This is a genomic window from Yersinia aldovae ATCC 35236, assembly GCF_000173735.1.
Lineage (GTDB): Bacteria > Pseudomonadota > Gammaproteobacteria > Enterobacterales > Enterobacteriaceae > Yersinia > Yersinia aldovae.
The window spans coordinates 90263-115791 of sequence record NZ_ACCB01000006.1 but is presented as its reverse complement, the minus strand read 5'-3'; the positions used below and the strand labels follow the sequence as shown (position 1 = coordinate 115791).

Below are 25529 nucleotides of genomic sequence, written 5' to 3'. Positions count from 1 at the left end.
TTAAATTAACTAACTTATTATCTCATGGCGCGTTTCAGAATTCGGTCACCTTGCTTATTAAAGTATTCCGCAGATTCTTCAACCGTTTTCTGTCCGTAATCGATATATTGAATGGCATCACGGAACAGTGAAACAATTTGCGGATCATCAAAATAGGGTGAGGTTTTCATTTCATGTGGCAATTCCAGCGCCATATTTAAACCGGCAACGGATGGATCTTCATCCTTAATCACACCGCTGGCACGCAGTTGGGTCACCGCACTCTTACTCAGTGGGACACCACGCTCTAAGCCCATAGCATCAATACCTTCTTTGCTATTGAGCAGGAAGTTAATCAGGATGGCACTTTCTTTAGGGTGTTGAGTCGATTTACCGATCGACAACATTTGTGCAGGTTTAAAGAACAGACCGGCATCTTTCGCATCCGGTAACATCGGATAAGGGCCAAGTATCAATTTAGCGGGTTTAGTCAGGTTATCAGAATATTTAGTTATGGTGGAGTTCCACATATAAGTTCCCCCCCATTCACCATTAATCCACGGCTTCATTTCATACATATTGCTTTTGCCAAATGAGGCATAGTATTTAGTTGATGGCATGACATGGTTATCAACCATTTTCTTATACATTGTGAAAAATTCAACCCACTGTTCTGGCGTGTAAGCAAATTTCTTGTTGGCTTCATCGACAGTCGGAAGATTGTATTTTTGAGTCATATAAGAACGAATCAATGCCAACGTATCTTGATGCTCTAATACCACGGGATAATATTGCTCACCCAGTTTTTCTTTAAATACCTGGCCGGCGTTAAGTAATTCATCCCATGTTTTTGGATAGGATAAACCAGATTTGGCCCAGGTTGCATCATTGTAATAGAAAATACGGGCAGTGACTGAAATGGGAATACCATTTAATTTGCCATTAACGGTAGTTTGTTGCAGTTCTTTCGGATCGAACTGCGTCAAATCCAACTGCTCAGACACTTTATTTAAATCAAAGAAGCCAGTACCGTCTTTAGAAAAAATGGGTAGCCAGTTCCAGTTGGTTTGCATTACGTCAGGTTCGGTTCCACCGGCAATTTGTGTCGTCAGGCGCGAAAGGTGCCCATCCCAACCGGTGTATTCAGCTTTAACATTAATATTCGGGTGCTGTTTGTGGAATTCTTCTAGTGCTTTAAGGGTCATTTGATGACGACTATTGCCCCCCCACCATGACATGCGGAGGTTAACGTCATCTTGTGCAAAAGCCTGATGTGATAATAAAGCCAGAGTCGATGCTATCAGCGTGTGTAGGATCGCTTTTTTCATTTGGATACTGCTCCTGTTAAAGAGAGATATTTTTTTCTTGTTTTTGCATCAAAGATATGGCATTTATCCATATCAAACTGGAAGTACACGGTGCGATGCAGGCCATTTTCAATAATGGGTCTTGCTTCGTCAGACGGTAAGCGGCAAGTCAATTCAAAGTCGTTAACTTTGATGTACATAAAGAACTCATGCCCCATGTTTTCCACGCGAACCAATTCACCTTGCGAATGGTTATTGGCAAAGGGCTGTTGTGACATACGAATAAATTCTGGGCGAACACCAAAGAACACTTTCTCTCCGGCATGGGCAGCCACTTTAGTTTGCTGTTTTTCACTCAAAACCAGGGTGTACTGGCCAACGGTCAGGCCAATTTGCCCCTCTTTTTCTACCAGCGTGCTCGGTTTGATATTCATTTCCGGCGCGCCGATAAAACCGGCAACAAACATATTGGTAGGGTAGTGGTAGAGATTATCCGGCGTATCAACTTGCATGATATGGCCCAGTTTCATTACACAGATACGGTCACCCATCGTCATCGCTTCTGTTTGGTCATGGGTAACATATACAGTGGTTGCCGCTTTGCCGCTTTTTTTCAATTGCTTATGCAAATCTGAAATACGAATACGCATTGAAGCACGCAACTTGGCATCCAGATTTGATAACGGTTCATCGAACAGGAATACATCCGGTTTTTTCACAATCGCCCGGCCCACAGCCACCCGTTGAGCCTGGCCACCCGAGAGCTGGCGCGGTAATCGATCCAGTAAGTCTTCCAATTCCAGAATCTTAGCCGCTTCAGCAACTTGCGATTCAATTTGGCCCTTTGGTAGCTTGCTCAGTTTCAGGCCAAAAGCCAGATTCTCTTTTACTGTCATATGCGGATATAACGCATAGTTCTGGAACACCATTGCAATACCGCGTGATTTCGGTGCCAGATTATTGACCACCCGATCACCAATGCGTACTTCACCATCACTGATGGTTTCCAATCCTGCCAACATGCGCAGGGTGGTGGATTTAGCACAGCCGGATGGGCCAACAATCACCATAAATTCGCCATCATGAATTTTCAGATCAATGCCATGCACCGCGCGGAAACCGTTGGAGTAAACTTTGCCCAATTTATTGAAAATGACTTCAGCCATGATAGATCCTCTATTAACCTTTAATTCCGCTGCTGGTTACGCCTTGCACGAAGTAGCGTTGAGCCAGGAAGAAAACAATGATGGACGGCAGAATGGAGATGCTCGCCATTGCCAGAATTTCGTTCCACGGTGCGCCTTCGGTGACGTCAATTGACATCTTCAGCGCCAGCGCTATCGGGTATTTGTCTACGCTGTAGACATAAATCAGTGGGCCGATAAAGTCGTTCATTGACCACATAAACTGGAACAGTGCGACCGAGATAATGGCCGGTTTCAGGATTGGCACCACCACATACCACAGCACTTGTAGCGAGTTACAGCCGTCAATTTGCGCCGCTTCTTCCATATCACGCGGTACACCACGTAGGAACTGAATCAGCATGAAGACGAAGAACCCTTGTGTGGCGAAGGCGGTTGGTAGATAAAGTGGCAAGTAACTATTCAGCATCCCCATTTCACGGAACATGATGTATTGCGGAATCAATAACACAGTGCTTGGCAGCAACATGGTGGTTATCAAAGTAGCAAACCAGAATTTCTTCCACGGGATCTCAAAGCGCGCAAAACCATATGCCACGATAGTGGAAGAGATAATGGTTAGAATCACTTTCGGAATTACAAACTTAAGGGTATTTAGCATGTAATGACCGAAGTTATATTCAGTACCGGTTTTCCAGCCATTAACAAAACCATCGCGTGTCGGGTGCTCTGGCCATAATCCTAATGTGGTGAATATTTCATTATTAGGTTTAAAGGCCGCAGAGAACATCCACAGCAATGGATAAAGCATCATCAGGCCAACAATAATTAAAATGATATAGCGAAAAGCTGCACTGACTTTTGCTTTACGTTCGGTGCGGCTAATTTCCGCATTAGCAATTTCCTGCGCCAGATCTAATTTATTCTGGTGGGGATTTTCGCTTTTTAACGAATCTTGTCGTACGTCAGTCATTTTTTCCTCCTTTATCGGCGGAGTAGAAGACCCAATATTTAGATGATTTAAATGCAATTGAGGCGAACAGAGCGACTACCAGGAATAATATCCAGGCCAACGCAGCACCGTATCCCATATCAAAGTATTTAAACGCCGTATCATAGATATAGAGCGAGAATAAATAGGTGTAATGGGTTGGCCCACCATCGGTAATAACATAGGGTGCGGTAAATTCTTGGAATGCCTGTGTGGTTTGCATAATAAAGTTAAAGAAAATAACCGGAGTGATCAGTGGAACGGTCACTTTGGTGAACATTTGCCATTTAGAGGCTCCATCAATCATGGCGGCTTCATATTGGGACTGTGGTACGTTTTGTAATGCAGCAAGGAAAATAACCATCGCAGAACCGAACTGCCAAACACGCAGTAATGTCACGGATGTCAGCGCCAGTGCTGGCTCTCCCAACCAGTTGATCGCGTCAAAGCCGAACACACCAATAAAACTGTTCAGTAGGCCGTCAATGGCAAATAGCGCGCGCCATAACACGGCGATGGCAACACTACTGCCGAGAATAGAGGGAATATAGAACGCCGTACGGACCAGGCCAATACCGCGTAATTTAAAGTTCAGTACAAAAGCGATCCCCAGAGCAAATGCCAGTTTCAATGGAATAGTTAGAAAAACATAAGCGAACGTAACGCCCATAGATTTCCAGAATAAATCATCTTCAATCAGCATATGACGATAATTCTCTATCCCGTTAAATACAGGCGGGTTCATTAAGTCATATTCAGTAAAACTGAGGAAGAAAGATGATACAAAGGGGAAAGCCGTAAATATTATCAGCCCTATAATATAAGGTGATAAATAGGCTAACCCCAGCATTCTGTTTTCATTCATAATGCTTACCTATTTTTAATAACATGAAAGATAAATAAAGCTACTGACTCAACAGTGTTTGGTAAATAAAATCGATGTCATACACTATTTGGCTCTTCCCATTAACTTGATAATCCCCGTGGATGTAACCGCCGTGGGTCATAAAGGCCGGTATTTCACCTAACTTGTTTTGTTTGGCGGCAATTAACGTTAATAATGCTAATGCAATGGGGTTGTCGATGCGGAAATAGCGGTGCTGAGCCGATTCAACAAACAAGCCGCGATGATAATGTTGTTTAAAGAGGTTGTTGCCTGTCTGCCATGCTAATTCGAATAATTTTGCGCACTGGCAATGTTCAGCCATTTCAATCAATGCCAGTAACAAATATGGCGATGCTTTAGGTTTTTCTGCAACCACCAATGTGGCGCTACGTTTGGTTTTATCCAGCTCCGCCAACTGCCAGCGATGCAGTAATACTCCAATGAGATCCAGCAGTTCTGCGTCTTCGCTCAATCGCCAGGCGCGTACCAGTGGCAATAGATAATCCACGTCTAAAGGGAACGGTGAGATAACGCTGTCTTTTGCACCATAATAACCATCACGTTGCAGAACGTAACCGCTCATATCCTGACCGTCGTTCCATAACGGGCGCAAGGTATTACTCTCTACGTCATAGGCGAAACGATAGTAATTTTTCAAACCATCGATAACCCATTGCAGGACTTCAGCGTCCGGTCGTTGGCGCAAGATATCCAACATTGCCAGTGGGTTATCGATCAGTAATGGGCGCATGTCACGGAACAGCACATTGGCTTCGCGGGCAATCTCACCAAATTCAGGGCCAAATTGACGCTTAGCCCGATCGCCATACCAGGATTGGGTTTGGTTATCATCTGCCGGAATAGGGCGGCGCTGTTGTGGCGAACTGAACTGATAAACAGGTAAGCCTGTTTCAGGATTGCGCGCTAACACATATTGGCGATAGAGGTGCTTACCCCAGGCGGCGGCTGCAATATCACCGGTGTATTCAGCGTATTTATACGCCGCGTATATCAAGTCAGTACCTGCATTGACAAAGGTCAGACCTTTGGTTTCAGGCAATTTTGGCAAATTAGCGGGATTCACCACATCATGGCGCGGATGGGTAAAAACGTGTGGATCGCGTTGTTTGTCATAACTACCATGACGGCCCAAATCCAGCGATGACCAATCTTCAACGTGGGCGTGCCAGAATCCCTGTAAGAAATTCAGTGTTTTCTCGCGGTCAACCTTCGCCAGCAGGTTGTAATAAGGTAGATGGTGTTTTAATTCATGTACCTGTGCTTTAGATTCCGGGCCTTCAGTCTTTAGCGTGTCCAGATTTAAGAAACGATGCCCGCCCCAATAAAACAGCCCACTTTTGTTATGCACGCCATGCTGCATAAAGTAGTGGGTTTGTACCCGAGCTTGTTGCTGATATTGCGGCTCTTGCGTCACCAGACTCAGGGCGTCTAAGGTACGTAACCAGTTTTGTTGACTGGCAAAGTTAGATATTGGCGCAAGCTGGCCATTGGCAAATGCCCAGGCCACCGGTTGCTGGGTGAGCACATCAAAACCGTCTGCCATCAGTGGGGTTGGGTTACGTTTGCTATGGCCAACTGACTGGACGAGATCAACATAGCGACAAATAGCACTCAGCCAGTTAATCATCATTGCGTCGCTGCCTTTAATGTTGCCTGCCAAATTCATTACCATAACCCCATCTTTGTTACATTCTGAAGAACCGGCTTAATGTTCCTTATAAATAGAAACATCGTTTCAATTCATTATATTTGTATTTACAGGCGAGTCATTGAGCGAATGACAAAAGTGTGATCGAAGTCGGAACGTTGTTTTGATTTTTTATTTGATGGGTTATTGTGGCAGTTACAGGCGTGATTTATTTGTTAACTATTTAATAATAAAGCAATAAAAAAGGCACAACTCAAGTTGCACCTTTTGCGTGTTTGACGCGGATATGCTGCCTAAAAGCAGATTATTCTGTTTTAACTAAAATTATCACTAGAAACATATTTAGCGCGCTAACCATCCGCCATCGACAGCGATGGTGTAACCGCTGATATAGTCAGATGCCTTCGAGGCGAGGAACACCACCGGGCCTTTCAGGTCATCAGGCAACCCCCAACGGCCCGCTGGGATGCGGTCGAGGATCTCTTTGCTGCGCTCTTCATCTTTACGCAGTTGCTGAGTATTGTTGGTTGCCATGTAACCAGGTGCGACCGCGTTCACGTTGATACCGTGTTTAGCCCATTCGTTTGCCAACAGACGGGTAACGCCCATGACTGCGCTTTTCGATGCGGTGTAAGAAGGCACGCGGATACCGCCCTGATAAGAGAGCATTGACGCCACGTTAATGATTTTTCCGCCGTGGCCTTGCTTGATAAATTGTTTGGCAACCGCCTGCGACATAAAGAACACGGTTTTGATGTTAACGTTCATCACATCATCCCAGTCCTTTTCACTGAAGTTAATCGCATCTTCACGGCGAATGATGCCAGCGTTATTCACCAAAATGTCAATTTTACCAAATTCAGCCACGGCTTTTTCTAACAGGGCCGGGATAGCGTCGATTTTACTCAGATCTGCGGTGAGGCTTAAGAAACGGCGGCCCAGCGCAGTGACTTTCTCGATGGTTTCGGCGGGTTCAACAATGTTTATACCGACGATATCACAACCGGCTTCAGCTAAACCAAGCGCCATGCCTTGGCCCAAACCTGTGTCACAGCCGGTAACCAGAGCAACTTTACCCTTCAATTCAAAGGAATCTAAAATCATAGCTTACATCTCTCTCAACGCGGTTAACGATGGCCGCGATTTCGTTATGGGTGGAGGAAGCCGCCCAGTGAACGGCTTTAGCGGGTGATGCTTAACGTAATTTGCTTACCGTGATGTGGCCAACCGCGCCCAGATGACGGGGTAGCGTGCGGTGCTCACACCAATGATGGTTTGACCCGTTTGGCAGCCACGGCTTGCTCGTTGTGGGCTTACGACCGAGCGTTTCATGTGTTACAGGGATAATAGTGTTTTCGGTGAGTTAATTCAATAAAAATGAAATGGCGTTTTATTTATTTTTTTGAGTGATGTCATGGTTTTCGGATTAATTAGGGTTGATCTGCGGGCTTTGCCCGTAGAATGAGTCGGATTGATCGTAAAATGGTGAAAGCGCTATACCGGCAACGTATTCTGATAACGAGGTAATACAATGAAGATGTTCTTTATTAATGATGAAACGCCGTGGGAAGAGTTAGGCAAGGGGATTAAACGCAAAGTCATGACCTGGAGTGATGAATTGATGATGGTCTGTGTCCACTTCGATAAGGGGGCTATCGGTGTTGCACATAAACACGATATCCATGACCAGATTGCCTATGTTGCTGCGGGCAGTTTTGAAGTGGAAATTGAAGGGCAAAAACGTATTTTGAAAGCTGGGGACGCTTATCGGGCGGTTAAACATGAGATGCACGGTGCGGTGTCTCTCGAAGATAACAGTATCTTGATCGACACCTTTACACCGAAACGGGATGATTTTCTGTAAAGCGCTTTTGGGCGGTTGAGGCATCAATACCAGCCGCCCTCGACGGCCAATAAAGCATTCAGCCTCGATTACGAAATATCTTCCTGGCGCAATTGTTCTAACGATGCCAGTTGAATATCGGACAAAACCCAGCGGGGATCGGTGCGGTATTCCGGTGCCGGAATCACGATCGAACGCATACGGGCAGCTTTAGTGGCAATCATGCCGTTGACGGAATCCTCCAGCGTAACGCAGTGCAGTGGGTCAATACCCAAATCGGCGGCAGCATTCAGATAGACTTCCGGATGGGGCTTGCTGTGGGGCAAGTATTCAGCAGAGACCAGGCAGTCGAAGTATTTCTCAACCCCAATCATTTTCAGCACACTCTTTTGCATAATCAGGGGTGAGGCCGATGCCAGCCCGATTTTCAGCCCCTGTTTGCGGCACAGTTCTAGCGCGTACTCAACGCCTGGCAATATAGGGCGCTCTTCTTCTACCAACTCCATTGCGCGTTTGATAATCCGCTTGGATACCTCAGCCTGGCTCGTCCCTTGCCACGGCATGGCTTGATACCAAAGTTTCACCACTAAATCGATACGTAAGCCAAGGGTATCGGGCAACGTGTCACGCGAGGTCGTATCCAGCCCCAGTGAGGTGAAAATCTCCAGTTCAGCCTTAGTCCATAAAGGCTCTGAATCAATTAGCAAGCCGTCCATATCGAAAATTGCGGCCTTAATCGGGTGAAGGGTCGCCATTTATCACTCTCCTGTTGGTTTTTAGCTACGATTTTAACACTCTATATCAACACCAATTTAAATCATTAAATTAATGATATTACGCTGTATGAGCTAGGCTTGAATTTGAATTCACTGCTAGCATGGCGATAAAATTCTGCGCAACAACCTGATGTCGCAGGTAAACTAAGGCCACATAAGTTGTGGTATTTACAAGGAGAAGTCATGACCTATCAACAGGCTGGGCGCGTCGCTGTTATCAAAAGGATTGCAGGGTGGCTCGTTTTTATTCCAGCACTGCTGTCAACATTGATTTCAATTATCAATTTTGCCTACCAATATAGCCAGAAAAGTACTGGGGTTAATGCCGTTATATTGGATTTTGTCCATGTGATGGCCGATATGATCCGCTTTAATACCGCTTTTTTGGATATCTTTTGGTTTAACTCGCCGGTGCCTGAGCCAGAACAGGGGTTAAGTGCCGCGAACATCATGTTCTTCATTATTTATATGTTGATTTTCGTCGGTTTGTCGTTGCAGGCATCCGGCGCGCGTATGGCCCGGCAAGTGCGGCATATCCGTGAAGGCATTGAAGATCAGATGATTTTAGAGCAAGCAAAAGGCAGTGAAGGGCGCAGCCGCGAGCAATTGGAAGAAAAGATTGTCTTGCCGCATCACACCATCTTTTTGCAGTTTTTTACCTTATATATCCTGCCATTGGTGATAGGTATCGTGGCCTATTTTGTCATTAAGTTACTGGGATTGATGGCTCAGGGATAATAAGTTTCATTGACACTATCCAGCAGGCCAGAGTCAGGAGAGTGTCTGGGTTCTGGCCGCTGGCTGTCGCTCTTCAACTGGGTATGGGATGCGAGTGCATAATATTTTGATATGTAAATAAATTAACATATTGAAATTATTTATTAATGAAATCTCATCCTACCGCTCTCTGACTCACACTATTTATCGTGTGATCGCTTTATGCTGTCACTCTCTTCCCTCTGCCATATTTATTGAGCAATGAACGTTTTTATTTCTAAAAAAATGCGTAATTTTATTGTATTAGCACAAACAAATAGCATGGCGAAAGCCGCTGAGAAATTACACATGACGGCGTCACCTTTTGGCAAAAGTATCGCGGCGTTAGAAGATTTAGTGGGTTATTCATTATTTACCCGCAATGAAAAAAACCTCAGCCTTAACAAGGCAGGGCAAGAGTTATATCAAGAGTTATTCCCTATTTATCAACGGCTTTCGGCTATTGATAATGGTATTCTGGCGTTGTCTCACCGGCAAAAAAATAGTGTGATTGGTATTGATAATACCTATCCAACCATCGTTTTCGATCAGTTATTTAGCCTCAGTGATAAATACAATGGGATAACAGCTCAACCTTTTGAGTTCAGTGAAAACAGCGTGATTGATGATTTGCTCGATAGGCGCGTGGACTTTATTATCTCCCCACAGCAGGCATCGCAGCGGGTGACTCAGACTCAAAGTTTGCAAGCGACAGAACTGCCCTCACTGCGCTTAGGGTTTCTGGTTTCGCGTCGTTTTGAAAATACTCAACCGCTCGAACTTTTAAATACCTTGCCGTGGTTGCAGATGCGTTTCCAAAACCGCGCCAATTTTGAATCTATACTGGATGCCCATTTCCGCGCTATCGGTATTAACCCGACTATCATTTATCGCCCTTATAGTTTTATGGCAAAAATCAGTGCGGTTGAGCAGGGGCAATTTCTGACCGTGGTTCCTCAGTTTGCCTATCGGTTGGTCAACCCGGCGAAACTAAAATACTTTGATGCGCCGAATCAGCCCATGTTTATGCGAGAGTATCTTTATTCGCTAAAAAATAATCAGCATATAGAGAAAGTCATGGGCTATATTCACGCCGATCGTGAAGGGGATTAAGGTGCGAGCATGGAACCAAACTGGTGCAGATTTTGGTGTAATTGAAATGCTTGCGCCAGATTGTGATGCAAATGCCCGCCTTTGGCTTGCGCCAGATATCGATGCAAATAGTCGCGATACAGCGGGTGCGCGCAGTGATTAATAATGGCAACGGCGCGTTGCATCGGTGATAGCCCGCGTAAATCGGCCACACCTTGTTCTGTCACGATGACCTTCACACTGTGCTCGCTGTGGTCAACATGGGTACACATTGGCACAATCGTAGAGACGTTGCCGCCTTTCACGATGGAGGGAGCCATAAAGATAGATAAATATGCATTGCGCTCAAAATCCGCGCTGCCACCGATACCGTTAACCAGCTCGGTGCCGCAAACATGTGTGGAGTTGGCATGGCCATAAATATCAAATTCCAGCCCCACATTGAGGGCAATAACCCCCAGGCGGCGGATGATTTCAGGGTGGTTTGAAATCTCTTGAGGTCGCAATACGATACGGCTGGAAAAGAAATCCATATTGTCATAGATTTTTTGCAGTGATGCGGGTGAAACGGTCAGGCTGGATGCACTGACACCAAGGATTTTTCCTTCTTCTAATAACGGCACCACAGATTCTTGTAGTACCTCCGAATACATCATAAATGGCGGGATGTGAGGGTTGCTGCCAAGGCGTTTCATTACTGCGTTATTGATATTTCCCACGCCACTTTGCAGCGGGAGAAACTCCGACGGAATACGGCCTAATTTAAGTTCATTCAACAGAAAATTCACCACGTTATCGGCGATCTGTTCACATAATGGGTTTTCACGTTCCAGGCTGTTTGTGGCATCCGGTAGCTCAGTTTCTACCACGGCGACAATCTTGGCAGGATCGACCTGTACATAGGGTTGGCCCACTTTATCCAATGTATGAAATATGGGCAGAGTGTTGCGCCGTGGAGGTGCGCCTAGCATGATGATATCGGCCAGTTCTGCCACGCGTGGGTGGTGATAATGATTCAGCTCAATAATGATTTTCTTAGCTTTATGCAGAAAAATAGGTGAGTTACCAATACCGCTGGTCAGGTAAACTTTACCGTCGGCGGTAATAGCAGAGGCTTCAATCACGGCGACATCAATGTCACCAAAGAAGCCATAGTTGACCATCTGCGCCACTTCACTTAAGTGCAGATCGACAAAACTTACCGCGCCCTGATTGATTTTTTCCCGCAGCAGCGATGCGGTCTGGTAAGGAGCACGCCAAGAGAGGGCATCCGCTTTCGCCAGCTCATCATCGGCTTGCGCGCTGATTGACGCGCCGGTCAGTAAACGAATCTGAAACGCTTGTTGCTGCTGGTGGTGCGCCAGTGCCCGTTTTGCAATGGCGGCAGGCAGCACTTTAGGCGCGCCCGCGGGGTAAAACCGCTAAATGCCACCATATGATCATGTTCAATACATTCGGCAGCTTCATCGGCGCTCATTATGCGATATGACTGTTTCATAAAGAAATCCTCCGGCTGAGAAAACTCAACGACCGACAAAGTTAGGTTTACGTTTTTCCATAAATGCGCTCATGCCCTCCAGATAGTCCTCACTGTCGTAGACGGCACGGCGTAAGCCTTGAATGCGTTCAAACTCATCTGAATTCATGGTGTGGGCTTCACCTAATACGCGCAGTTCTTCTTTAATAACGGCAATGGCCAGCGGCGCTTTTTCAGCAATGACATGTGCCAGTTTTAGTGTGAAATCTTCCAATTCACTGGGTTCGACCACATGATTAAGGATGCCGACTGACAGTGCGCGCTGTGCGGTAATGGGGGCGGCGGTGAATATCATCTCTTTCACAATGTGAAAACCGGCATCGCGGATCAGGTTATGTATTCCGACTAAGTTATAGGGAACACCCAAATTCACTGGTGTCATTGAAAAAGTGGAAGTATTACAAGCAACAATGATATCGGAACTCATAATCATCTCGAATGCGCCACCCCAGACGCTGCCTTCTACCATTGAAATGATCGGTTTAGGGTACTTTTGGATGGTGCGAGTAATTTGACGTAACGGGTCGTCATATGACAGCGGATCACGCCGGCCTGTGGGCAGTTCATGGATATCATGACCGGCGGAAAACACTTTTGCACCTTCTGGCGCGCGCATAATAATGCAGCGGATATCGGTGTGATTGAGGTCATGTAGTGCTTGCAACAGGTCATCAATAAACACCTTACTTAAGGCATTGAGTTTGCGTGTGTGATTAAACTCAATAATGCCAACCCGATTGGCAATCAACACTTTGACATACTGATAAGACATAATCGTGATTCCTTTACTGGATAATTTCGTGCGAAATAAAATCGGTGACACAATTCACGCCAGCGCGTGGCGAGATGTGGTTTTGGCGGAGCTGTTGTTCGATTTGCTGCATGTGCTGGCGCAGGTCAGGGCGGGAGAACAGTAGTGTCAGTGCATTCTTCTCAATCTGTTGGCGCACCCAGCTCAGAGATTGCTGCTGGCGTAAGGTGGTCAGTTGCCCGTGTTGGTTCATCACGGAGTAAAAGCGTTGCACGGCTTGCCAGATGTCACTAATGCCACGTTTTTCAAGGGCGCTACAACTGAGAACACAAGGTTGCCAGGCCGGATACTTGCGGCGCATGATGTGCAGGGCGCTGTGGTACATATGGCGGGCAATTTCGACGTGGGGATGATTCTCGCCATCGTCTTTATTAATAACGATAAGATCCGCCATTTCCATAATGCCTTTCTTAATACCTTGCAAGTCATCGCCCGCACCGGCGATTTGCAATGAGATAAAGCAATCCACCATGTCGGCGACTTCCGTCTCCGATTGCCCGACACCGACGGTTTCAACGATAACAATGTCGTAACCCGCCGCTTCACACAGTAAAATCAGTTCGCGCGTGCTGGCGCTTATGCCACCAAGGTGGCAGCCGGAAGGGACTGGGCGAACAAAGGCGTGTTCGGCACGAGACAAATTCAACATGCGAGTTTTGTCGCCCAAGATACTGCCGCCATTGATCGGGCTGCTAGGATCGACGGCGATGACCGCCACCTTATGCCCCTGCGACAGCAGTTGTGTGCCGAACACCTCCAGAAAGGTACTTTTCCCCGCCCCCGGCGTGCCAGTTATCCCGAGTCGCCTGGCTTGCCCGGTGTAGGGCAAGATGCTGTCGAGTAGCTGGGCAGTTAGCACTTGATGCTGAGGCAGTGTGCTTTCCGCCAGTGTCATGGCTTGCGCTAATGCCGAGCGTTCTCCCTGACGCAGACGCTGAATGTAATCATTCAAATTGCGGGCATTAATCATGGCGACTGATCAGTTGCAGCACATCACGCACACTGACTAACATCGGGGTTCCGGGGCCATAAATGGCGGCCACACCGCGTTGGCGTAAAAAGGCATAATCCTGCGGTGGAATAACGCCACCGGCCACCACGCAGATATCCTGCCGCCCGTATTGGCGCAGGGCCTCAACCAATTCAGGAATTAATGTTTTGTGGCCTGCCGCCAATGAGGACGCGCCTATTACATGAACATCGTTCTCCACCGCCAGACGAGCGATTTCTTCCGGTGTTGAAAACATCGGGCTGAGGTCTACGTCGAACCCAAGGTCGGAGTAGGCACTGGCAATCACTTTCGCGCCACGGTCGTGGCCATCCTGACCCATTTTAGCGATCAGAATCCTTGGCCTGCGCCCGTTTTCTTCAAGGAAATTGTGGGTTTGGGCCAGAATTTGATCAAACTCTTGTGCGTTCTCTTGCGTCTGGTGGTAGCTACGGGCTATCACGCCGGTGACACATTCGCTTGGAACTAAATAGCGGTCAAATACCGCTTCCATCGCGTCTGAAATCTCCCCGAGCGTTGCCCGTAATCGAGCCGCTGTGATAGCCGCTTCCAGTAGGTTACCGTGGTGCTCTGCGGCATGGCGCAGGTTTGCCAACGCGCATTGCACGGCCTCGTTATCTCTTTTGGCTCGAATGCTTTTTAATTGGGCGATTTGCTCATTGCGCACTTTAACGTTGTCAATTTCGAGTACCTGAGTTTCCGCTTCTTGCGCTAACTTATATTTATTCACACCAACAATAACGCGTTTCCCCTGATCGATAAGGGATTGCTCACCGGCTGATGCTTCTTCAATCATGCGTTTAGGCAGCCCGACCTCAATGGCTTTTGCCATGCCGCCCACGTCATCAATTTGTTTGATAATCGCTCTGGCTTGTTTGACCACCTGATCGGTTAACGACTCAACAAAATAGGAACCCGCCAGAGGATCAACGGTGCGACAAATGGCCGACTCTTCCTGAATGATTATCTGGGTGTTACGCGCAATGCGGGCCGAGAACTCGGTGGGTAAACCGAGAGCTTCATCAAAGGCATTAGTATGCAGCGACTGAGTGCCGCCGAGCGTTGCGCCCAGAGCCTCGATGGTGGTGCGAATAACATTGTTGTAGGGGTCTTGCTCCGTCAGGCTCCAGCCCGAGGTTTGACAATGGGTACGCAGTGCCAGTGACTTGGGATTCGTGGCACCAAACTGACTTACAGCCTCACTCCACAGGTAGCGCGCAGCGCGCAGCATGGCGATATTCATAAACAAGTCCATGCCAATACCAAAGAAGAATGAGAGGCGAGGGGCGAAGTCATCAATATTTAAACCGGCGCTCAGTGCCGCTTTGATGTACTCAATACCATCGGCGATAGTAAAGGCCACTTGCTGCACGCAGTTGGCACCCGCTTCACCCATGTGGTAACCGCTTATGCTGATGGTATTAAAGCGCGGCATATTCTGAGAACTCCATGCGATGATGTCTGCAATGATGCGCATAGAGGGTTTAGGCGGATAAATATAGGTGTTGCGGCACAGATACTCTTTCAGAATGTCGTTCTGAATGGTGCCCGTCAGTAACGCTGGAGCAACACCTTGCTCTTCTGCGGCCACAACGTAGAACGCCATGATGGGGAGTACGGCACCGTTCATGGTCATCGACACTGACATTTTATCCAGCGGGATTTGATCGAACAGGACTTTCATATCCTCGACGCTATCAATGGCGACGCCAGCTTTACCCACGTCACCCGATACGCGGGGATTATCTGAGTCATAACCGCGATGGGTGGCGAGATCAAATGCGACAGAAAGACCTTTTTGCCCGGCAGCTAAGTTCCTGCGATAAAAGGCATTTGATTCCTTGGCGGTTGAGAATCCGGCATATTGGCGCACCGTCCAGGGTTGCGCGGCATACATGGTGGCGCGTGGCCCTCTGACATAGGGTGCGATACCTGGAAGTGACCCCGTCACTTCTAGCCCATCAAGATCGCGCGCGGTATAAAGCGGTTTTATCGCAATACCTTCAGGTGTTTTGCTGACGATGTCGTCTACGGTTTTACCTTGCCGGCTAAGTTCTTTATTAGCGAGTTTTTCCCACTCACAAATATCCACCATTTGTCTTACTCCCAATAACTGACAACAGAATCCCATTGAGGAGAGTGAACTGTTCCTCAATTAAGGCTTTTATTTCAGTTAAGTAAGCGCTTTTGGGCTGCGGTTGTCGCCTGCAAAAAACAACAGGGTATCGTGTCATTATTAGTTGGCTGAAACGTTTCAAAAGTGTGCTCTGTTTCATGTTTTTTTAGAAAAGAGCGAATAGTTTGGCGAGGGGGCTTTAGGCGTTGGCGATAATAATAAAAAAGCACCCTGACGGGGTGGATACCGCCTTTAGGGTGCTGCTGTTCAGGTTTTTTTTCGCGCAGAGACGGTGTATTCAGTAACTAAAACCGTTCGGGATGTAGCAACTGATCGACCGCTTTCAGTGCGTTAATCCAATGTTGACCACCGAACAAGTTACTGCGGTTTAATAAGTAATAGAGCTGATAGACAGGTTGACGCTCGATAAAACTGGCAGGCAATGGCCAAACGCTTTGATAACCATCATAAATCTGTGCTGGCAAGGCAGGGTAGAGGGGTAACATCGCAAGGTCACATTCACGGTCTCCCCAATAGCAGGCGGGATCGAAGATAACCGGCCCTTCGGCGCAGGTGGCGCAGTTAGCGGGCCATAAATCGCCATGCAGCAAGGAGGGCTGTGGTTGATGATGCTGTAACCGTTCCTGAACCAGGGCCGTTATCTGTTCGATATCACCGAATGACATGCCTTTTTCTGCGGCGAGCTGCAATTGCCATCCGATGCGCTGCTGCGCAAAAAACTGCCCCCAGCGCCGTTGCCAACTGTTGGGTTGGGGAGTGGTTGCCAGATCATTATCAAAATCCAGCCCAAACTGAAGCTGTTCGCTCCACTGGTGCAAATGGGCTAATTGTTGGCCAAGACAGTAGGCGTTATGGGCATCCAGCGGTTTTAGTGGGATATATTCCAGCAGCAGAAAGCTATAATCACGATCGCTGCCGACACCGTAGACTTGTGGAACGTGCACTGTTTTGCTGCGCGCTAATAAGGCGAGTTGATCCGCTTCAGCGGTAAATATGGGGAGCATCTCACGGGCATCGCATTTCACGAAGACCTCGGTTTCGCCGTAGCTAAGACGCCAGGCTTCATGAATATCGCCACCTGGTAGTTCGGTTCTTTCGCGTATCTCGGCGGGGCCGAGGTATTCACCTAACAGACGATTCACTGCTTGCCACATGATTCACCCCCTATCAGCTGCCAGTCATACCCTTTGTCATTAAAATTACAGGATTGTTAGCTATGTTCGCTTGCTGCCTGGTTGTAACTTCAATTACTTCGGGTACAGATCATTAGGTTAGCGTCTTTATTGTGCAAAAAATAGGAGCTGAAGCACAAGGTCCGTAATAAATATGCCGTGAGCGGTTATTATCTTCCGGCATATTTATTGAGGCTTAATTAATTATAGCAGGTTACCTTTAGCCGCGTTTTTGCTGTCATCGGCATGAGCCGGTGCCGAAATTAGGCTGCCTTTTACCGGTTTAAAGTGGCTGTAAATGAGTGCGACTACAAAGAACAAAGCCTGAATAATCACAATACAGGGACCGGTAGCACCATCGATATGGAAGCTTATCAAAGTACCCAAGACACAGGCGACGACGGAAACCAGTGTGGCAACCACTAACATTTGGTCAAAACTGCGGCAGAGCATAAAGGCGATGATACCGGGTGCTATTAGCATCGCGATGACCAAAATTACCCCGACGGCCTGTAATGAGGCCACAATTGTTAAGGCTAACAGGCAGAGTAGGCCATAATGCAAGAGTTTGACCGGCAATCCGATAACGCGCGCATGGTTCGGATCAAAACAATAGAGCATGAAATCCTTACGTTTTAGCAGTACGACCAGCAGGGTAAATCCGGCAATCCATAATGTTTGTTTCAGTTCTGCCAGCGAGATACCCAGCATATTACCGAATAAAATGTGGCTGAGATGTTGGTCGGTATCCATGCGAGAAAACAGCACCAGGCCAAAAGCAAACATGCCGGAGAACACGATCCCCATCACCGTATCTTCTTTGACCCGGCTGTTTTCTTTTAAATAACCGGTAGCGACGGCGCAGAATATCCCCGAGACAAAGGCACCAATAGCCAAAGGAATGCCGAGCCAGAAGGCCAAAACGATGCCGGGCAGTACGGCGTGAGAGATAGCATCCCCCATCAGTGACCAGCCTTTCAATACCAGGTAGCAGGACAAAACGGCACACACCACACCGGTAATGATCGCCGCAACAATCGCCCGTTGCATAAAAGGATAGGCAAAAGGTTCACTCACCAGACTCAATAAGGTATTCATAGGCTATCCTCCGGAACGGGAACCGGTGGATGACGGCGCTTCTGGCGGCTGCGATAACGGTTTGCCAGCAGCCCATGTTTTGGTGCGAAAACAAAGGCTAACAGGAACACCACGGTCTGCAAGGTCACAATCACACCCCCGGTTGCCCCATCCAGATAGAAGCTGAGGTAAGCGCCAAAGGCGCTGGTAAACGCGCCGATTGCGATAGCAATAACTAGCAAGCGGCTGAAACGGTCGGTGAGCAGATAGGCCGTTGCCCCCGGCGTCACCACCATCGCAATCACCAGAATCGCGCCGACGGTTTGCAATGCCGCCACGGTACAGGCGCTGAGTAGGGTAAAGAACAAAATTTTGAGGCGTAGTGGTGATAAGCCAATTGACATGGCGTGACTTTCATCAAAAAACACCGCCAGCAGGTCTTTCCAAATAAGACAAAGGATCACGAAAGAAACCAGAATAATAATTTCTACTTGCAACACATCTTCATCGGCGATGCCCAGAATATTACCGAAAATAATCGACTGCACATTTACCGATGTCGGATTAAGCGAAACGATTAATAGCCCTACGGCAAAGAAGGTAGAGAAGATAAAACCGATGATGGCATCTTCACGCAGGCGTGTCACATGACGCACTAATGTCATTGCCAGTGCGGCAAGCATCCCGGTGAAGAATGCTCCGGCCGCATAGGGCAAGCCAAGAGCATAAGCCCCGGCCACTCCAGGCACGACTGAATGCGATAACGCATCCCCCATCAGTGACCAGCCTTTTAGCATCAGATAGGCGGATAAAAATGCGCACACGGCACCGACGATGGCACTGACCCAAATCGCCTTGACCATGTAATTGTAATTAAATGGCTGCAATAAAAGTTCCAGCATTAGGGATTGTTCTCCTTTGACTGGCTTTGCGCTGGCGGATCATTCTTGGTGTGGCCATAGAAGACGGCAGGGCGTTCATCATCAGTGATAACCGTTACTGTGCGTGGGTCATTATCGTCATGCAGTGTGTTGCCCGACAGATTGATATGACGCAATACACCGCCAAAGGTCATTTCCAGATTCTTTTGTGTAAAGGTAGTTTCGGTCGGGCCAGCCGCCAGTACGGTCTGATTAATCAGGATAACGTGATCGCAAAACTCTGGCACACTGCCCAGGTTATGCGTTGAAACCAGAATCAAGTGACCTTCGTCGCGCAGCGCACGGAGCAGGTCAATAATGGCATTTTCCGTTTTGACATCAACGCCGGTGAATGGCTCGTCCAGCAGCAGCACCGTGCCTTGTTGCGCCAGTGCACGGGCCAGAAACACCCGTTTTTTCTGCCCACCGGAAAGCTCCCCAATTTGGCGAGCGCGCAATGCACTTAAACCCACTCTTTCAATCGCTTTATCGACAATCGCCTTGTCGTCACGGCTGGGTATACGCAGAAAATTCATCTTCCCGTAGCGGCCCATCATCACCACATCTTCGACTAACACCGGGAAGTTCCAGTCCACATCTTCGGTCTGCGGGACATAAGCGATGGTATTTTGTTTCAACGCGTGGCTGACTGACTTATTGCTCAGTTCGACTTTCCCTACGCTGGGTTTTACCTGGCCCATGATGCTTTTAAACAGGGTTGATTTGCCACTGCCATTAACGCCAACCAAAGCGCAGATGGTGCCTCCGGTTAGCGAAAAACTGGCATCATGAATAGCGGTATGCCCATTGTTATAGGTGACAGTGACGTTATCCACTATCAGTTCCGGGCGAATAAAAGCAGTTTGACTCATTGACCAAATCCTTTCGCGATAGTTTGTACCGTCATATTTATCAGGTCGATATACGTGGGGACTGGCCCCTTTTCATTCGACAGAGAATCAACATATAGCACGCCACCGTATTGTGCGCCGGTTTCTTTACTCACTTGTTTAGCGGGTTTATCTGAAATGGTACTTTCGCTGAATATTACCGGGATTTTATTGGCACGCATCGTATCGATTACACGACGAACCTGCTGCGGTGAACCTTGCTCTTCCGCATTTATTGGCCATAAATAGACCTCTTTAAAACCATAATCTTTCGCCAGATAGCTGAATGCGCCTTCACTGGTTACCAACCAGCGCTGTTGTGCAGGGATACGGGATAACCGCTCACGCAGTGGGGCATCCAGCGCAGCAATTTTTGCAGCATAGGCTTTGGCGTTGCGATTATAGGTTTCAGCATGGGCCGGATCGTGTTCTACCAATGCTTTACGGATATTTTCAATATAAATCAGGGCATTTGACGGAGACATCCACGCGTGTGGATTAGGGATACCTTTATAAGGCCCCTCACGAATAGGCAGTGGTGTTATGCCGTCTGTTACTACTGCGGAAGGTACATCTTTAATATTTTCAAAGAAACGCTCGAACCAGCGCTCTAAATTCATACCATTCCATAATATCAGGTCGGCGGATTGTGCCTTCACGATATCCCGTGGAGTGGGTTGATAGTCGTGAATTTCTGCGCCGGGCTTGGTTATTGATTCCACCACAGCAGCATCACCGGCGATATTTTGTGCAATATCCTGAATAATTGTGAAGGTTGTCACAATTTTGAATTTTTTATCAAGCACCTTGTCGCTACTTTCTGCCAGTGCAGAGGTGCTGATCAGTGAGGAAAACGCCACAAGTGTAAACAGGGCGATAACCCGCGAAAAGTATGACGTAAAAGACTGTAGAGTGTGCAGGTAGGGTATTTTTTGCTTAGTAAACATGGCGATGTTCCCTTTCTTTAAATGAAAATGATTATCAATATCATTAGCGATGAAGTCAAGCCTCGCCATACAATAAACTAAAATTTACCGAGAGTTACCGAATATAGCCTGATCATTATACTGTTCATGGTCAAACCAGGCTAAAAAATCTATTTGGACGGGGCGACAACTTGTATATGCTACAAAACGGCTTATTAGCACGGGGAATACTGTGAATCCAAAAGTCGGTTGCCTTATGGCAGTTTTATTGCTGGTGGGGTGTGCTAAACAAACACCGCCACCACAAGCGAACAATGGGTGGCTCAAAAAAGTGCCACCGGGTGGTTTTATTAATGCACCGAAAAGCAGCGCTGGTTCAAGTACCGTTGCCTACAGCGACGTAATTAAACAAGCCGCCAGCCATTATGGTGTTGATGAAACCTTGATTAAAGCCATTATCCAGGTGGAGTCCGGTTACAATCCTGATGTGGTAAGTACCTCCAATGCTATCGGTTTGATGCAAATTAAAGCCTCAACCGCCGGGCGTGATGCGTATCGGATGAAAGGGCGCAATGGTCAGCCTAGCTCTGGTGAGTTAAAAGATCCGGTGAAGAATATTGATATCGGTGCTGCCTATCTCAATATTTTGCAAAACCAACAGTTAGCGGGGATAAATGATCCGCAAACATTGCGTTATGCCACAATTGTTTCTTATGCCAATGGCGCAGGTGCGATGCTGCGAACGTTCTCATCAGATAAACGGTTGGCAGTGAATAAGATTAACAGTCTTAGTCCTAACGAGTTTTATCAGCATATACAAAAGAAGCATCCGGCAGCGCAGGCCCCACGTTATTTGTGGAAAGTTGATACTGCTTACCGGGCGATGTCAGAATAATATTAAAACGCTAACCGATGTAGCCCTATGGGCGCTGTAATTTTTATCATGATAAGCAAGGTATCATTATAAACATCGGCTAGCGTTTCCCTCCTTCGTTTTGGTTGTTTTTATGAGAGGGTGGTGGGGTAGTTTGCGATAATATCCAGCACACCATTAATAATGAATTGTACCCCCATACAGACCAGCAAGAACCCCATCAGACGTGAAATCGCTTCAATTCCGCTTTTACCCACCCAACGCATAATGGCACCTGAGCTGAGTAACGACCCCCATAAAATCAATGAGACAGAAAGAAAAATCAGTACCGGCGCCACGGTGACAACCCAAGGGCTAAATAGGGTATGGCCTTTCATTGAGGCGGCGGAGCTGATGATCATGGCGATGGTACCCGGCCCTGCGGTGCTCGGCATTGCCAATGGAACAAAGGCGATATTAATGGATTTACGCTGCTTTAAATCCTGAGATTTGGCTTCTAATTGTGTATCTTCCGCCGATTGGTGTGGAAAAAGCATACGAAAACCAATAAATGCCACAATCAGCCCACCGGCAATTCGCAAACCAGGAATTGATATACCGAAGGTATTCATCACGACCTGACCAGCATAATAGGCAATCGTCATAATAAAGAAGACATATATTGATGCCATCTTCGACTGCTGATTGCGCTCTTCGCTGGTCATATTGCCGGACAACCCGAGTAAGAGCGCCACCGTTGTTAAGGGGTTTGCCAGAGGCAATAGCAACACCAAGCCTAAACCAATGGCTTGAAACAATTCGAAAATACTTTCCATCGACACAACTCCACATAGTGCTAATTGCACCCGATAAAATCAATCATATCAGGTAATTATATGTATACTGACCCAACACCACAGTGCAGAGAGAGTATGACTAAGCCGCCACTCTACGCGATAGCTCAGGTAAAAGGCTATTGCTACCTTATTTAAGGGTATTTCAACGCAAAAATTAGCCCGAATCTGTGATTCGGCTGAGCCAGAATTGCTGCCGCCGGTAGTGGCCTTAAAGATAACGGGCATATGTGATACAGATCAAATGTTTGCCGTACGATAGTTGGTTCAATTGCTCAAATCCAGAATAATCACGTTAGTATCAATTTTTGCAAGGAATACGGCATTGTGTATTTGTGATATCAGCGTTGAAGATGAATATATTCGCCAGCCATTATCCACCTCGGCAGCATGGGTGTTGGATACACAGGCAGCACGTACTCGTGGGCGTTTACGGTTTTTAAAACCCAAGCGTGAAGCCCGTCCGCGTTGGCGTTTAGCGCCCCTCAAAGATACTTATGAGATCCGGTTTTATCCTAACCGTTTGCCAGAGCTATGGTTTTTCAGTGCGGAAAATGCAGCCAGGAAGCGCTTATAACCATCAGCTAGTTGTATTGATTCAATCGTAATCCGAGGCTCAAATGGCATTTAATAATAATGAACGTAATGCTTTACTGGCGGTGAAAGGTATCGGGCCGACGGTGATTGCCCGCCTGGAACAGCTCGGCTTTACCTCACTGACTCAACTCAGTCAGGCGGATATGAGTGAGATTGTGAGCAATGCCGCAGCGATGGTGGGGGCAAGTTGCTGGAAAAACAGCCCTCAAGCTCGTTCGGCAATTCAGGCTGCTATCGACTTAGCTAAAAGGTATTCATCTAAATGAATGCCATTGTGACATCTGCCATACAACTACTCGCCCGAGGGCCGGTGCCTTGCTTGTTAGTGGTTATCACCTACAGCTAAGGTTTCTCTGGTGGCTTGGTTTGATACGGCGTCAGTAAATCATTCAGAATTTGCATCCTTTCTTCCACCGAAATATAGAGCCAGCGCTTGAACCAGGGCGTGTTGGCTGTGCATTGCTGATGTGTTTGGCGAAAATAAAGTTCGAGGACTGACAAATCTGCTTTAATCTTTTGCATCATATTGCTCCCTCCGATGACCAGTGAACAAATCATAGGCAATTAAATACGGAAGAAAAACGGATGTAATGGATTATTTAGTTCAGTATTTATGAATCAATACGATTTGATGCGACCAGAGGCGTTGGGGGCGGTATCAGGTGGGATAGCGGGAAAATAAAACGCCCCGATTGCGTTAACAATCGGGGCGGCGTTCCAGTAACCATTGCTACACGGAAACGGAAAGTGATTATGGGCACATCCTGCAGAAATAGCAATACACCCAGTGCTACTCAAAAGCAATAGGTGATAATGTAAATCATTGTTGGTTAAAAAAACATCTTTTCACCACGAAGAAGTGTGCCCAACCACGAATAACTTGCAGCGTAAAGACTAATTATCGCTGATGTCTATTTGGGCCGCGTGGGGAACCGAATAAGTTAGCACTTTGGGTTTATACTTCACACCGATGGCGACTTTGCAGTACCCTTTCAAGGTAAATAATAAAGATATCTTGGCGGCAAGAGTCATCCTCATTTTCAGTTGTTTGTCTTTAGTTATTATCGAAACCGCCTAATTCTAAAACAGACACATTTTATTCAGAACATCGCGTTTTAGCGATGAGGAGCGAGGTATGCTTGGCCCGTTTATTAATAGCGCAGGGATTATTCTTGGCGGCGTCGCTGGAGTATTACTTGCCCGCCATGTCCCTAAACGCCTACAAGAAGGGTTACCCGCGACCTTTGCTTTAGCGTCTATTTCCATTGGTATTGTCATGGTAGTAAAAGTCCATTTTATGCCGGCTGTTATACTGGCGTTGATTATCGGTACGGCAGTGGGTGAATTACTCTCACTAGAGCAAGGCGTTAAGTGGGGTGCGAATAAAACCCGCATATTACTAGAGCGCGTTATTCCCTCGCGAAGTACATTGCCACCACAAGAGTTTGCGCAAAGTTTTACCGCCATGATTGTGTTGTTCTGTGCCAGTGGATTAGGTGTTGTTGGTTCATTGACCGAGGGGATGACTGGTGATTTTCAGCTATTGTTTGTCAAAGCATTAATGGATTTTTTCACTGCACTGATATTTTCAATTTCATTAGGTATTGCGCTGGTGGCGATTGCTATTCCGCAATTACTGATCCAAATTACGTTGGTTTTATTGGCAACACTCATCATGCCTTATATGGATGATATCGCTTTCGCCGACTTTTCTGCCTGTGGTGGGATTATTATGATTGCGGTAGGGTTACGTATCGCACAAATAAAAATATTTGCAGTGGTGAATTTTCTGCCCGCCTTATTGTTTGTTGTCCCTATCTCCTATTTATGGCGTTATTTTATGGCGTGATATCTCAGGGAAGGGCGTTTCTGAAACGGTAGGCTTCGCAGCATAAATTTATCATTGAAGCGACCGTTTCAGTTCTGCATTATTTATTCTTGCGGATTACCCAATTTTCCGGCACAAGAACTTACCTTTTATGACGCCATCAAAAAAGCGCCCTTTCGAAACCGCAGACATAAAATTTTGATGGATACGTTCAGGAACGCCAAGGTACTGATAAGTCCCTTGTTCACGAAATTGTATCTCCAGCATACGATTTTCAGGATCATAACCAATCGACAGAATTCTGGAGGATGTAACAGGTTGTCGCTGCAATAGCAGATCCTCATTTGGACGGCGTTGAGTATTAGGGTGATCGTAGAGCAGATTTAGCATGATAACTTTGTCGGGGATCATTATCACTGTTTATACCCGTTATACTTTAAACTGCATGTGTATTGGTTGCTAAATTCCATTCAA

Annotated in this window: 25 protein-coding genes and 1 pseudogene; 7 read left to right on the top strand and 19 right to left on the bottom strand. The window is 46.9% G+C overall.

What is annotated here, in order from left to right; all coding sequences use genetic code 11:
- Positions 1–17 precede the first annotated feature (17 nt).
- The 6 genes from YALDO0001_RS04635 to kduD all read right to left on the bottom strand — a co-directional run bounded on the left by YALDO0001_RS04635 (position 18) and on the right by kduD (position 7081).
- A complete protein-coding gene (locus YALDO0001_RS04635; RefSeq protein WP_042839411.1) occupies positions 18–1307 on the bottom strand; it encodes an ABC transporter substrate-binding protein in 1290 nt (429 codons plus the stop codon).
- A complete protein-coding gene (locus YALDO0001_RS04630) occupies positions 1304–2452 on the bottom strand; it encodes an ABC transporter ATP-binding protein (RefSeq protein ID WP_004700365.1) in 1149 nt (382 codons plus the stop codon). Before YALDO0001_RS04630 ends, YALDO0001_RS04635 begins: the two co-directional genes overlap by 4 nt.
- A gap of 13 nt (positions 2453–2465) precedes the next feature.
- Positions 2466–3404: a carbohydrate ABC transporter permease gene (locus YALDO0001_RS04625; RefSeq protein ID WP_042545738.1), complete on the bottom strand. Its 939-nt coding sequence runs from the start codon at positions 3402–3404 to the stop codon at positions 2466–2468.
- Entirely contained in the window at positions 3397–4287 is an 891-nt protein-coding gene (locus tag YALDO0001_RS04620; protein ID WP_004700361.1) for a carbohydrate ABC transporter permease, read from the bottom strand. The genes YALDO0001_RS04625 and YALDO0001_RS04620 overlap by 8 nt, the downstream gene beginning before the upstream one ends.
- A 40-nt stretch (positions 4288–4327) precedes the next feature.
- A complete protein-coding gene (locus YALDO0001_RS04615; RefSeq protein ID WP_042839410.1) occupies positions 4328–5995 on the bottom strand; it encodes a pectate lyase in 1668 nt (555 codons plus the stop codon).
- Between the two features lie 324 nt (positions 5996–6319).
- The gene (kduD, locus tag YALDO0001_RS04610) at positions 6320–7081 is read right to left on the bottom strand and encodes a 2-dehydro-3-deoxy-D-gluconate 5-dehydrogenase KduD (RefSeq protein ID WP_004700358.1); all 762 of its coding nucleotides are present in this window, start codon (positions 7079–7081) and stop codon (positions 6320–6322) included.
- A gap of 427 nt (positions 7082–7508) precedes the next feature.
- Between kduD and YALDO0001_RS04605 the strand changes: the two genes are divergently transcribed.
- Positions 7509–7841, top strand: a complete 333-nt coding sequence (locus YALDO0001_RS04605; protein WP_042545741.1) for a cupin domain-containing protein — start codon at positions 7509–7511, stop codon at positions 7839–7841.
- 68 nt (positions 7842–7909) lie between these two features.
- Here the strand turns inward: YALDO0001_RS04605 and hxpB are convergent, their stop codons facing one another.
- Positions 7910–8575 (bottom strand): hexitol phosphatase HxpB, encoded by a 666-nt coding sequence (gene hxpB, locus YALDO0001_RS04600; RefSeq protein ID WP_004700354.1) that lies wholly within the window; start codon positions 8573–8575, stop codon positions 7910–7912.
- A gap of 204 nt (positions 8576–8779) precedes the next feature.
- Here hxpB and YALDO0001_RS04595 point away from each other — a divergent pair, with 204 nt between their 5' ends.
- A complete protein-coding gene (locus tag YALDO0001_RS04595) occupies positions 8780–9334 on the top strand; it encodes a YniB family protein (RefSeq protein WP_004700352.1) in 555 nt (184 codons plus the stop codon).
- Positions 9335–9574: 240 nt separating this feature from the next.
- Positions 9575–10465 carry a LysR family transcriptional regulator SrsR gene (srsR, locus tag YALDO0001_RS04590; protein ID WP_042545743.1) on the top strand — a complete coding sequence of 297 codons (891 nt, stop codon included), beginning with the start codon at positions 9575–9577 and terminating at the stop codon, positions 10463–10465.
- Here the strand turns inward: srsR and scpC are convergent.
- From scpC to yfeA, 9 genes and pseudogenes are all read right to left on the bottom strand, one after another.
- Positions 10462–11942, bottom strand: a pseudogene (gene scpC / locus YALDO0001_RS04585) (succinyl-CoA:acetate CoA-transferase ScpC). The gene srsR and the pseudogene scpC overlap by 4 nt on opposite strands.
- 25 nt (positions 11943–11967) lie before the next feature.
- Entirely contained in the window at positions 11968–12753 is a 786-nt protein-coding gene (scpB, locus tag YALDO0001_RS04580; RefSeq protein ID WP_004700347.1) for a methylmalonyl-CoA decarboxylase, read from the bottom strand.
- 13 nt (positions 12754–12766) lie between these two features.
- Positions 12767–13762 carry a methylmalonyl Co-A mutase-associated GTPase MeaB gene (gene meaB / locus YALDO0001_RS04575; RefSeq protein ID WP_042545745.1) on the bottom strand — a complete coding sequence of 332 codons (996 nt, stop codon included), beginning with the start codon at positions 13760–13762 and terminating at the stop codon, positions 12767–12769.
- The gene (scpA, locus tag YALDO0001_RS04570; protein WP_004700343.1) at positions 13755–15896 is read right to left on the bottom strand and encodes a methylmalonyl-CoA mutase; all 2142 of its coding nucleotides are present in this window, start codon (positions 15894–15896) and stop codon (positions 13755–13757) included. The genes meaB and scpA overlap by 8 nt, the downstream gene beginning before the upstream one ends.
- Positions 15897–16222: 326 nt before the next feature.
- Positions 16223–17092, bottom strand: coding sequence for a fructosamine kinase family protein (locus YALDO0001_RS04565; protein WP_004700341.1), 870 nt, complete (start codon positions 17090–17092; stop codon positions 16223–16225).
- Positions 17093–17314: 222 nt separating this feature from the next.
- Entirely contained in the window at positions 17315–18208 is an 894-nt protein-coding gene (gene yfeD / locus YALDO0001_RS04560) for an iron/manganese ABC transporter permease subunit YfeD (protein WP_042839409.1), read from the bottom strand.
- Positions 18205–19089: an iron/manganese ABC transporter permease subunit YfeC gene (yfeC, locus tag YALDO0001_RS04555; protein ID WP_004700338.1), complete on the bottom strand. Its 885-nt coding sequence runs from the start codon at positions 19087–19089 to the stop codon at positions 18205–18207. The genes yfeD and yfeC overlap by 4 nt, the downstream gene beginning before the upstream one ends.
- On the bottom strand, positions 19089–19979 hold the full coding sequence (gene yfeB, locus YALDO0001_RS04550; RefSeq protein WP_042545748.1) for an iron/manganese ABC transporter ATP-binding protein YfeB: 891 nt from the start codon (positions 19977–19979) through the stop codon (positions 19089–19091). Before yfeB ends, yfeC begins: the two co-directional genes overlap by 1 nt.
- Positions 19976–20944, bottom strand: a complete 969-nt coding sequence (gene yfeA, locus YALDO0001_RS04545) for an iron/manganese ABC transporter substrate-binding protein YfeA (protein WP_042839408.1) — start codon at positions 20942–20944, stop codon at positions 19976–19978. Before yfeA ends, yfeB begins: the two co-directional genes overlap by 4 nt.
- A 211-nt stretch (positions 20945–21155) precedes the next feature.
- On the opposite strand from yfeA, the gene YALDO0001_RS04540 reads away from it, so the two are divergent.
- The gene (locus YALDO0001_RS04540; protein WP_004700335.1) at positions 21156–21818 is read left to right on the top strand and encodes a transglycosylase SLT domain-containing protein; all 663 of its coding nucleotides are present in this window, start codon (positions 21156–21158) and stop codon (positions 21816–21818) included.
- Between the two features lie 110 nt (positions 21819–21928).
- Here YALDO0001_RS04540 and YALDO0001_RS04535 read toward each other — a convergent pair whose 3' ends face one another.
- On the bottom strand, positions 21929–22612 hold the full coding sequence (locus tag YALDO0001_RS04535) for a MarC family NAAT transporter (protein WP_004700333.1): 684 nt from the start codon (positions 22610–22612) through the stop codon (positions 21929–21931).
- Between the two features lie 343 nt (positions 22613–22955).
- On the opposite strand from YALDO0001_RS04535, the gene YALDO0001_RS04530 reads away from it, so the two are divergent.
- Both YALDO0001_RS04530 and YALDO0001_RS04525 read left to right on the top strand, forming a co-directional pair.
- On the top strand, positions 22956–23207 hold the full coding sequence (locus YALDO0001_RS04530) for a hypothetical protein (protein ID WP_004700331.1): 252 nt from the start codon (positions 22956–22958) through the stop codon (positions 23205–23207).
- A gap of 43 nt (positions 23208–23250) precedes the next feature.
- A complete protein-coding gene (locus YALDO0001_RS04525; protein WP_004700329.1) occupies positions 23251–23493 on the top strand; it encodes a hypothetical protein in 243 nt (80 codons plus the stop codon).
- A 76-nt stretch (positions 23494–23569) separates the two neighbouring features.
- Here the strand turns inward: YALDO0001_RS04525 and YALDO0001_RS04520 are convergent, their stop codons facing one another.
- Positions 23570–23752, bottom strand: a complete 183-nt coding sequence (locus YALDO0001_RS04520) for a hypothetical protein (protein ID WP_004700327.1) — start codon at positions 23750–23752, stop codon at positions 23570–23572.
- Positions 23753–24362: 610 nt separating this feature from the next.
- Between YALDO0001_RS04520 and YALDO0001_RS04515 the strand changes: the two genes are divergently transcribed.
- Positions 24363–25076, top strand: a complete 714-nt coding sequence (locus tag YALDO0001_RS04515; RefSeq protein WP_004700323.1) for a DUF554 domain-containing protein — start codon at positions 24363–24365, stop codon at positions 25074–25076.
- Positions 25077–25172: 96 nt separating this feature from the next.
- Here YALDO0001_RS04515 and YALDO0001_RS04510 read toward each other — a convergent pair whose 3' ends face one another.
- Positions 25173–25385 carry a KTSC domain-containing protein gene (locus YALDO0001_RS04510; RefSeq protein WP_042548444.1) on the bottom strand — a complete coding sequence of 71 codons (213 nt, stop codon included), beginning with the start codon at positions 25383–25385 and terminating at the stop codon, positions 25173–25175.
- Positions 25386–25529 lie beyond the last annotated feature (144 nt).

Excerpts from the sequence above, each read along its gene's own strand:
- YALDO0001_RS04565 (WP_004700341.1), bottom strand. The coding sequence starts at position 17,092 with ATGTGGCAAGCAGTGAATCGTCTGTTAGGTGAATACCTCGGCCCCGCC.
- YALDO0001_RS04620 (WP_004700361.1), bottom strand. The coding sequence starts at position 4,287 with ATGAATGAAAACAGAATGCTGGGGTTAGCCTATTTATCACCTTATATT.
- YALDO0001_RS04630 (WP_004700365.1), bottom strand. The coding sequence starts at position 2,452 with ATGGCTGAAGTCATTTTCAATAAATTGGGCAAAGTTTACTCCAACGGT.
- srsR (WP_042545743.1), top strand. The coding sequence starts at position 9,575 with ATGAACGTTTTTATTTCTAAAAAAATGCGTAATTTTATTGTATTAGCA.
- YALDO0001_RS04625 (WP_042545738.1), bottom strand. The coding sequence starts at position 3,404 with ATGACTGACGTACGACAAGATTCGTTAAAAAGCGAAAATCCCCACCAG.
- kduD (WP_004700358.1), bottom strand. The coding sequence starts at position 7,081 with ATGATTTTAGATTCCTTTGAATTGAAGGGTAAAGTTGCTCTGGTTACC.
- YALDO0001_RS04515 (WP_004700323.1), top strand. The coding sequence starts at position 24,363 with ATGCTTGGCCCGTTTATTAATAGCGCAGGGATTATTCTTGGCGGCGTC.
- yfeA (WP_042839408.1), bottom strand. The coding sequence starts at position 20,944 with ATGTTTACTAAGCAAAAAATACCCTACCTGCACACTCTACAGTCTTTT.
- YALDO0001_RS04520 (WP_004700327.1), bottom strand. The coding sequence starts at position 23,752 with ATGATGCAAAAGATTAAAGCAGATTTGTCAGTCCTCGAACTTTATTTT.
- YALDO0001_RS04635 (WP_042839411.1), bottom strand. The coding sequence starts at position 1,307 with ATGAAAAAAGCGATCCTACACACGCTGATAGCATCGACTCTGGCTTTA.
- YALDO0001_RS04595 (WP_004700352.1), top strand. The coding sequence starts at position 8,780 with ATGACCTATCAACAGGCTGGGCGCGTCGCTGTTATCAAAAGGATTGCA.
- YALDO0001_RS04525 (WP_004700329.1), top strand. The coding sequence starts at position 23,251 with ATGGCATTTAATAATAATGAACGTAATGCTTTACTGGCGGTGAAAGGT.
- scpA (WP_004700343.1), bottom strand. The coding sequence starts at position 15,896 with ATGGTGGATATTTGTGAGTGGGAAAAACTCGCTAATAAAGAACTTAGC.
- hxpB (WP_004700354.1), bottom strand. The coding sequence starts at position 8,575 with ATGGCGACCCTTCACCCGATTAAGGCCGCAATTTTCGATATGGACGGC.
- yfeD (WP_042839409.1), bottom strand. The coding sequence starts at position 18,208 with ATGAATACCTTATTGAGTCTGGTGAGTGAACCTTTTGCCTATCCTTTT.
- YALDO0001_RS04605 (WP_042545741.1), top strand. The coding sequence starts at position 7,509 with ATGAAGATGTTCTTTATTAATGATGAAACGCCGTGGGAAGAGTTAGGC.
- YALDO0001_RS04535 (WP_004700333.1), bottom strand. The coding sequence starts at position 22,612 with ATGGAAAGTATTTTCGAATTGTTTCAAGCCATTGGTTTAGGCTTGGTG.
- yfeB (WP_042545748.1), bottom strand. The coding sequence starts at position 19,979 with ATGAGTCAAACTGCTTTTATTCGCCCGGAACTGATAGTGGATAACGTC.
- yfeC (WP_004700338.1), bottom strand. The coding sequence starts at position 19,089 with ATGCTGGAACTTTTATTGCAGCCATTTAATTACAATTACATGGTCAAG.
- scpB (WP_004700347.1), bottom strand. The coding sequence starts at position 12,753 with ATGTCTTATCAGTATGTCAAAGTGTTGATTGCCAATCGGGTTGGCATT.
- YALDO0001_RS04615 (WP_042839410.1), bottom strand. The coding sequence starts at position 5,995 with ATGAATTTGGCAGGCAACATTAAAGGCAGCGACGCAATGATGATTAAC.
- meaB (WP_042545745.1), bottom strand. The coding sequence starts at position 13,762 with ATGATTAATGCCCGCAATTTGAATGATTACATTCAGCGTCTGCGTCAG.